The organism is uncultured Brachyspira sp. (assembly GCF_944390845.1).
GTDB lineage: Bacteria > Spirochaetota > Brachyspiria > Brachyspirales > Brachyspiraceae > Brachyspira > Brachyspira pulli.
Genome location: NZ_CALXRM010000038.1, coordinates 24,880 through 31,284 on the forward strand (window position 1 = coordinate 24,880; position 6,405 = coordinate 31,284).

The 6,405-nt window shown below is 28.0% G+C and carries 7 protein-coding genes; all 7 read left to right on the top strand.

Features of this window, described 5'->3' with window-relative positions; genetic code table 11:
- The first annotated feature begins 159 nt into the window (after nucleotides 1–159).
- The 7 genes from Q0K52_RS08840 to Q0K52_RS08870 all read left to right on the top strand — a co-directional run bounded on the left by Q0K52_RS08840 (nucleotide 160) and on the right by Q0K52_RS08870 (nucleotide 6,321).
- A complete protein-coding gene (locus Q0K52_RS08840) occupies nucleotides 160–1,632 on the top strand; it encodes a phage tail protein (RefSeq protein WP_297298586.1) in 1,473 nt (490 codons plus the stop codon).
- 381 nt (nucleotides 1,633–2,013) lie between these two features.
- The gene (locus tag Q0K52_RS08845) at nucleotides 2,014–2,394 is read left to right on the top strand and encodes a hypothetical protein (protein WP_020003535.1); all 381 of its coding nucleotides are present in this window, start codon (nucleotides 2,014–2,016) and stop codon (nucleotides 2,392–2,394) included.
- 3 nt (nucleotides 2,395–2,397) lie between these two features.
- Nucleotides 2,398–2,817 carry a hypothetical protein gene (locus Q0K52_RS08850; protein ID WP_297285448.1) on the top strand — a complete coding sequence of 140 codons (420 nt, stop codon included), beginning with the start codon at nucleotides 2,398–2,400 and terminating at the stop codon, nucleotides 2,815–2,817.
- A 62-nt stretch (nucleotides 2,818–2,879) separates the two neighbouring features.
- Complete coding sequence (locus Q0K52_RS08855; protein ID WP_014487959.1) at nucleotides 2,880–3,020, top strand: hypothetical protein; 141 nt, start codon at nucleotides 2,880–2,882, stop codon at nucleotides 3,018–3,020.
- 10 nt (nucleotides 3,021–3,030) lie between these two features.
- Nucleotides 3,031–4,866: a hypothetical protein gene (locus tag Q0K52_RS08860; RefSeq protein WP_297298588.1), complete on the top strand. Its 1,836-nt coding sequence runs from the start codon at nucleotides 3,031–3,033 to the stop codon at nucleotides 4,864–4,866.
- Nucleotides 4,867–6,117: a DNA circularization N-terminal domain-containing protein gene (locus Q0K52_RS08865; RefSeq protein WP_297298590.1), complete on the top strand. Its 1,251-nt coding sequence runs from the start codon at nucleotides 4,867–4,869 to the stop codon at nucleotides 6,115–6,117.
- Between the two features lie 27 nt (nucleotides 6,118–6,144).
- Nucleotides 6,145–6,321, top strand: a complete 177-nt coding sequence (locus Q0K52_RS08870; RefSeq protein WP_014487955.1) for a hypothetical protein — start codon at nucleotides 6,145–6,147, stop codon at nucleotides 6,319–6,321.
- Nucleotides 6,322–6,405: the final 84 nt, after the last annotated feature.

Sequence of the window (6,405 nt, forward strand, 5' to 3'; positions counted from 1 at the left end):
ATGCTGATACTAATAGGTGTAGGCGAACATAACAATATAATAAAAGTTAAATAATACTTAATACAGATTATATAAGTGAGCCGAAACCATCAGCATAATTTATTATGCTGATACTAATAGGTGTAGGCGAACATAACAATAATAGGAGATATTAATTATATGAGTGTAGATGTTAGTGCTTTATCCAGAGTTTTAGGTATAGATGTAACACCTCGTAATTTTAATGTAGGAAGTGCTGTGTTTTTACCTCAAAGAATAGCAATTATAGGACAGGGAAATTCAAATGCACAATATACATTAGATAAATATTTAGTAACAACTTTAGGAGATGTAGCAGAAAAATACGGATACGGTTCTCCTATACATCTTGCATGCAGAATGCTTTTTCCTACAAATAATGACGGTATAGGCGGTATTCCAGTAACTATATACCCTCTTACAGATAAAGAAAGTTCAGTAGCTGCTAATGGAGAAATAACAGTAACAGGAAATGCAACAGAACAAAAATCTGTAAAAATATATATAGGAGGAATAGCCTGTCAATTTTTAGTATCTAAAGGAGATAATGCAGATTCTGTATTAACAAAAATAAAAACTTCTATAGATAGTATATTAGAAATGCCTGTAACTACTGGAGAAATATCTGATTCTAAACTTCCTATTATTGCTAAATGGAAAGGAGAAAGCGGTAATCAAATAAGTATAGATATAAGCGAAGCAATAGTTAAAGGACTTACTTTTTCAATTACTAAATTTGCTAATGGTGCTTTAAATCCTGATGTAGATACTGCATTAAATAAAATAGGAGAAGTATGGGAAACATTCATATTAAATCTTTTAAATTATGATGATGAAGATACATTATCTAAATATAGAAACTTTGGTGAAGGAAGATGGAATAATTTAATTAGAAAGCCTTGTTTAGTAGCAAATGGCTGTACAGATGATTTCAATACTAGAACAGCTATTACTAATGGAGATGCTCAAATAACAGATAGAATAAACTTTTTAATTACAAGTGTAGGAAGCAGGGAATTGCCTTTCTGCATAGCAGCAAGAGGATTAGCAAAAGATATTGTTAGTACAGCAAATAATAATCCTCCTCAAAATTACAAAGGATATTTAACTCAGCTTGAATCTGGAAAAGATGAAGAACAGGAAGATTATACAGTAAGAAATAATGCAGTTAAATTAGGAAGCTCTACAAATATTAAAGTAGGAAATACAGCTGTATTAAATGATATAGTTACATTTTATCACCCTGCTAATGATGATATAGGAGTTTATAAATATGTTTGTGATTTAGTAAAAATTATGAACGTATTATTTAACTGTGAATTAATATTTGCAAGTGATGAATGGAAAGGTGCTCCACTATTGCCTGATTCAGCTGTAACAGAAAATCCTACAGCCAAACAGCCTAAGAATGCTAAGGCTGCTTTAATGACATTGGCTGACAGTTTGGAGAAAAATGCAATTATTAGTGATAAAGAGTTCACAAAAGCAAATATAACAGCATCTATAGATAAACAAAATCCTAAAAGAATTAATTGGACATTTCCAGTAAAAATATCTGGCAATGTTGAAATAATAAGCGGAGATATATATGTAGGAGTATATTTAGAAAAATAATAATAGATAGAACAATTTTTATTAGCAACAATAAAAGCGAGCCGAAATATTTATTTGCTGATTATAGGCTGTGGTGAGTATAACAACAATAAAAAAATAATATTATATTAAAAAGATAATGATAAAAATTGTGATCATCTGGCAAGTTTACTTGACAGACTAGTTAAAGCGAACAATTTTTATTAGCAATAATAAAAGCGAGCCGAAACAATCAAATAAATTTATTTATTTGCTGATTATAGGCTGAGGCGAGTATAAAAATAATAAAAAATAATATTTTGAATATTAAAAAGATAATGATAAAAATTGTGAGCGTCTGGCAAGTTTACTTGACAGACTAGTTAAAGCGAACAATTTTTATTAGCAAAAATAGGAGGAAATATGGCAGGAGTTGGCGGACCTATTAAAGGAATATATATTGATGGCAGAAACTTTGGAGTAGATGGAGAAGTTGATGCTCAATTCTTTCCGGGAGGTTTTACTAATGAAGTTAAACCTAATGGAGATGGTACTCAAAGACTTGTAAAATCAATAAAACCTTCTGAATTGAATGATATACCTATAGTTATAGATGACAGCAGAGGAGATGAAGAATTTTTACAAAACGTAATGAACAAACATGAGTTTGTACAAATATCATTTACTACTATAAACGGAGATGTATTCAGCGGTTTAGGACAAATAGTCGGAGATGCTTATACTTCTAAAAAAGAACAAACAAAAACAGTAAGTTTTCAGGGAACATTTGAAAAACAAGGATAATTTATGGAAATAAAAATAGAAAGAAAAACAGCAGAAATAGAGTTTAATGACTTTTGCGAAATGTGGGACATAGATAATGATGTTTCTACAATGAGCGAAGAAGATAAAGAAGGCTTTGAGAAACAAAAAAATACAATTATTAAAGCTATTATGCAGGGAAGACTCACTATCAATAAAGAAGATAGAACTTTAAAGTATATTGTATCAGAGTTTTCAGAGAAATCAGGAGAAGAATTAAAAATAAGACGTTTGAAAGGTGCTGATTATATGTCTATGGATAATTATAAAGAAAAAGAAAATGTCCATAAGATGTATTCAGTAATAGCAAATATGATAGGAAGAGATCCTAAATTTATATCCAATTTAGACGGAGCAGACAGCAAATTGTTACAAGCTATTATGATACTTTTTATACAAGGGTAAGTTCTATAATAGCTAAAAACGGAAGAGAAACAAAAGTATTAGGAATATCAGGAATATGCACTATGCTTTTGCAAATATGTTCAGATTATAGTTCATTACCCAATATAGAAAATATGACTATAGAACAGATAAAATTTTTTTATAATCCATTAATAAGCAGTTTGATAGAAACACAAAAAGAAATATCTAAACTAAAAAAATGAAAGGTTTTTTATGGCAAGCAAATATAGTATAGAAGCAGTATTTAAAGCTATAGATCAATTTACAGCCCCTATTAGGAATATGCAAAAGTCAAGCAATAAATTATCAGCTTCTATACAGACAGACTTTGCCAAAGCACAAAGAGAAGCATTAAAGTTCAAAGATAATTTTAGTAAAAATGTTTCAAAAGCAGTATCAAGTATAGGAAAAATTACAGCTAAAATAGGCATAGCTTCATCAGTAGCAGCAGGTGTAGCAGGTGCTGCTTTTATAAAAATAAGCAAAGATGCCATAGATTTAGCAAGCGATTTAACAGAAGTTCAAAACGTAGTTGATGTTACATTTGGAAAAAATGCTGATAAAATAAATCAATGGTCCAAAACAGCCTTACAGTCTTTCGGACTTTCAGAGCTTCAAGCTAAAAAGTTTACAAGTACATTAGGTGCTATGATGAAAAGCAGCGGAATTGCAGGCGATAAATTAGTTACTATGAGTCAAAATATGTCAGCATTGGCTGGAGATATGGCTAGTTTTTATAATTTAGATATTGAAGATGCTTTTGAGAAAATAAAATCTGGAATAAGCGGAGAAACAGAACCTTTAAAAGCATTAGGTATAGATATGAGTGTTGGAAATCTTGAAGAAGCATTTGATATTGATTGGAAATCTCTTACATCAGCAGAAAAAACTATGTACAGATATAAATATTTAATGAAAGCCAGTAAAGATGCTCAGGGAGATTTTTTAAGAACTATGGATAATTCTCTGGCAAATCAAAGAAGAGTTATAGGAACTACTATAAGTCAAATACTGGCAAGACTAGGAAGTGTATTTTTACCGGGATTAATAAAAATAAGTTCTTCTATTTTAAAAGCTATACAAAGTATAGATGTAGAAGATATTGCTTCAAAACTAGAAACATTTGTATCTTCAATAGATTTTGACTATATAATCAATAATATTCAAAATACTATATCTGATATTATTAGTTTTATAAAACAGATAGATTTCAATTCAATATTTAATAAAGTAAAAGATATAGTTTCACGTATATTTTATTTTGTAAAACAAATTGATTTTAAAACTATACTTAATTTCATGTTTAATTTAATAAAAACTTCTATTACAATAATTAGTATATTAAAACCTTTTATTCCTATTATACTAGCTATAGTTGCTGCATTTAAAGCATATCAAACTATTATGCTTGCTGCTGCGATTGCTCAAATGGCTTTTAATATAATAATGGCTGCTAATCCAATTAGTATAATAATTATAGCAGTAGGTATATTAATAGGATTAATATATATTTTAATAAAGAACTGGGACACTGTTAAAAATGCTGTTATTAATTTTGTAAATACAGCACTCAATTTTTTAGACAATCTTTTTAATAAAATATATGAGTTTATAGATTCGGCTCCTTGGTTTCTGCAGGCTTTTATAATGCCTTTTAAAATCGGTATAGATTTAGTTAGAACTTTGCTTGCTGTATGGAAAAATGTTATTAATGCTTTCAAAGAAAATGGAATAAAAAGTGCTTTAATAGAAATTGGAAAAGGAATCATAGCTTTATTAATAACTCCTTTACAAAATGTATTAGGTTTAATTTCTAAAATACCATTAGTTGGAAATATAACAAGCGGATTATCTGAAAAAATGAATGATATTAAAAGCTCTCTTGTAGCACCTACAACAAAAGAAGAAAGAGCAAATGTAACTAAAACTATAGAAAATACAACTAAAGGAATTGTAGAAATAAGAGATACTACAGGAAAAGCAAAAATGACAAGACCTATTAATACAAAAAATCCTAATATAACTTTCAAGCCTTCAGGAGCTTTTTAAATGTCTTGGGAAGATAGATTATTAGAAGCAAGTTATATATCTCCAAGCGGCATACCTTTTAATTTTCTTTATGAAGATGTTTCTTATGAATTTGATAAGAAAACAACATCTTTTATTTTTCCTGATATAGATGGTGCTTATGTTCAGGATATGGGAGTCGGAGAAAACAGATATCCTCTCAATATAATATTTTGCGGTGAAAACTATGACTTGGAAGCTGACAGATTTATTAAAGCCTTAAAAGAAAAAGGCAGAGGAACATTAATTCACCCTAAATATGGTATAAAAAAAGTAGTACCTTTTGGAACTATAAAAAGAAATGATGGTATAGTCAATAATGCTAATCAATGCATATTTGAAATAATATTCATAGAAGATAATATACGTACTGACAATTCTTTATTAGGAAGTATATCTAATATAATTGATAAAATACAAAATTGTGTTGATGTATATGCTCAATATGCTTCATTTAATTTTGTTAAAACTTTTGCAGTTACCTCTGTTGGAGAACTTATAACAATCAGAGATATAGCAACACAGTCTTTTACAGATGTATTTAATCAAATATCTTATATAGCAGGCATAAATGATGATTATGACAGTATATTAAAACTTTTAAATGATTCATTTATAGATACAATAAATGAAATAGGAAATAAGCCTATTAATGCAATAAATATGCTTATGAGTGCTATGCTTATTCCTGCTCAAATACCTAATTATGATGTAAGCAGTAAACTTGATATATTTGAAAACCTAATTAATCCAAAATTAAAAACTAAATATAATAAATCTATATATGATGCTAATATAACAAATATAAATTTTGCTATAGATAAAGTTTTTATGTATACAGCTGCTGCTGGAATGTGTCAGTCTGTTATATATTCTGAAATAAAAACAAGGGATAAAGCATTAGAAATTAATGATAGAATAAATAATAATTATAATAATATTCAGAGATGGTTAGATGATAATATAAAATCTTTATCCTTCACAGATGATGAATCAGACTATAATAATATACTAGAGTTAATATCACAAACTAAAAATTACCTTGTTAATAATGCTTTCAATCTATCTTCAGCAAATAAAATAATATTAGATGAAGATAGAAATATATTTGAATTAGTAAGCGAGCTTTATGGAAGTTTAGAAAATATAGATGATTTTATATCATTGAATAAATTAAATATACAGGAAATAGAAATACTGCCAAAAGGAAAAGAAATAGTATATTATTTATAAATTGAAAAGGAGTAAAACTTTATATTTATGCCTTCCAAACATTTAGTAAAACAGAATGAAGATTTAAAACAAATAGCAATACAATATTATGGCACCACTCAAAAAATTAATTTAATTATTAAGTCAAATTCATTTTTAGCAGTTAGAGAAATAATTAACAGCTTACCTCAAATAATAGAAGGCGACATTTTATTTATTCCATAATATATAAAAAACTGTTCGCTTGTAGGCTGTGTATACTAAAGTATACACAGGCTCACAGTTTTTTATTTGAATATATAAAAAACT

What these genes read in the sequence shown, in the direction of transcription:
- Q0K52_RS08850 (WP_297285448.1), top strand. Translation starts at nt 2,398, where the DNA reads ATGGAAATAAAAATAGAAAGAAAAACAGCAGAAATAGAGTTTAATGAC.
- Q0K52_RS08860 (WP_297298588.1), top strand. Translation starts at nt 3,031, where the DNA reads ATGGCAAGCAAATATAGTATAGAAGCAGTATTTAAAGCTATAGATCAA.
- Q0K52_RS08855 (WP_014487959.1), top strand. Translation starts at nt 2,880, where the DNA reads ATGCTTTTGCAAATATGTTCAGATTATAGTTCATTACCCAATATAGAA.
- Q0K52_RS08840 (WP_297298586.1), top strand. Translation starts at nt 160, where the DNA reads ATGAGTGTAGATGTTAGTGCTTTATCCAGAGTTTTAGGTATAGATGTA.
- Q0K52_RS08870 (WP_014487955.1), top strand. Translation starts at nt 6,145, where the DNA reads ATGCCTTCCAAACATTTAGTAAAACAGAATGAAGATTTAAAACAAATA.
- Q0K52_RS08865 (WP_297298590.1), top strand. Translation starts at nt 4,867, where the DNA reads ATGTCTTGGGAAGATAGATTATTAGAAGCAAGTTATATATCTCCAAGC.
- Q0K52_RS08845 (WP_020003535.1), top strand. Translation starts at nt 2,014, where the DNA reads ATGGCAGGAGTTGGCGGACCTATTAAAGGAATATATATTGATGGCAGA.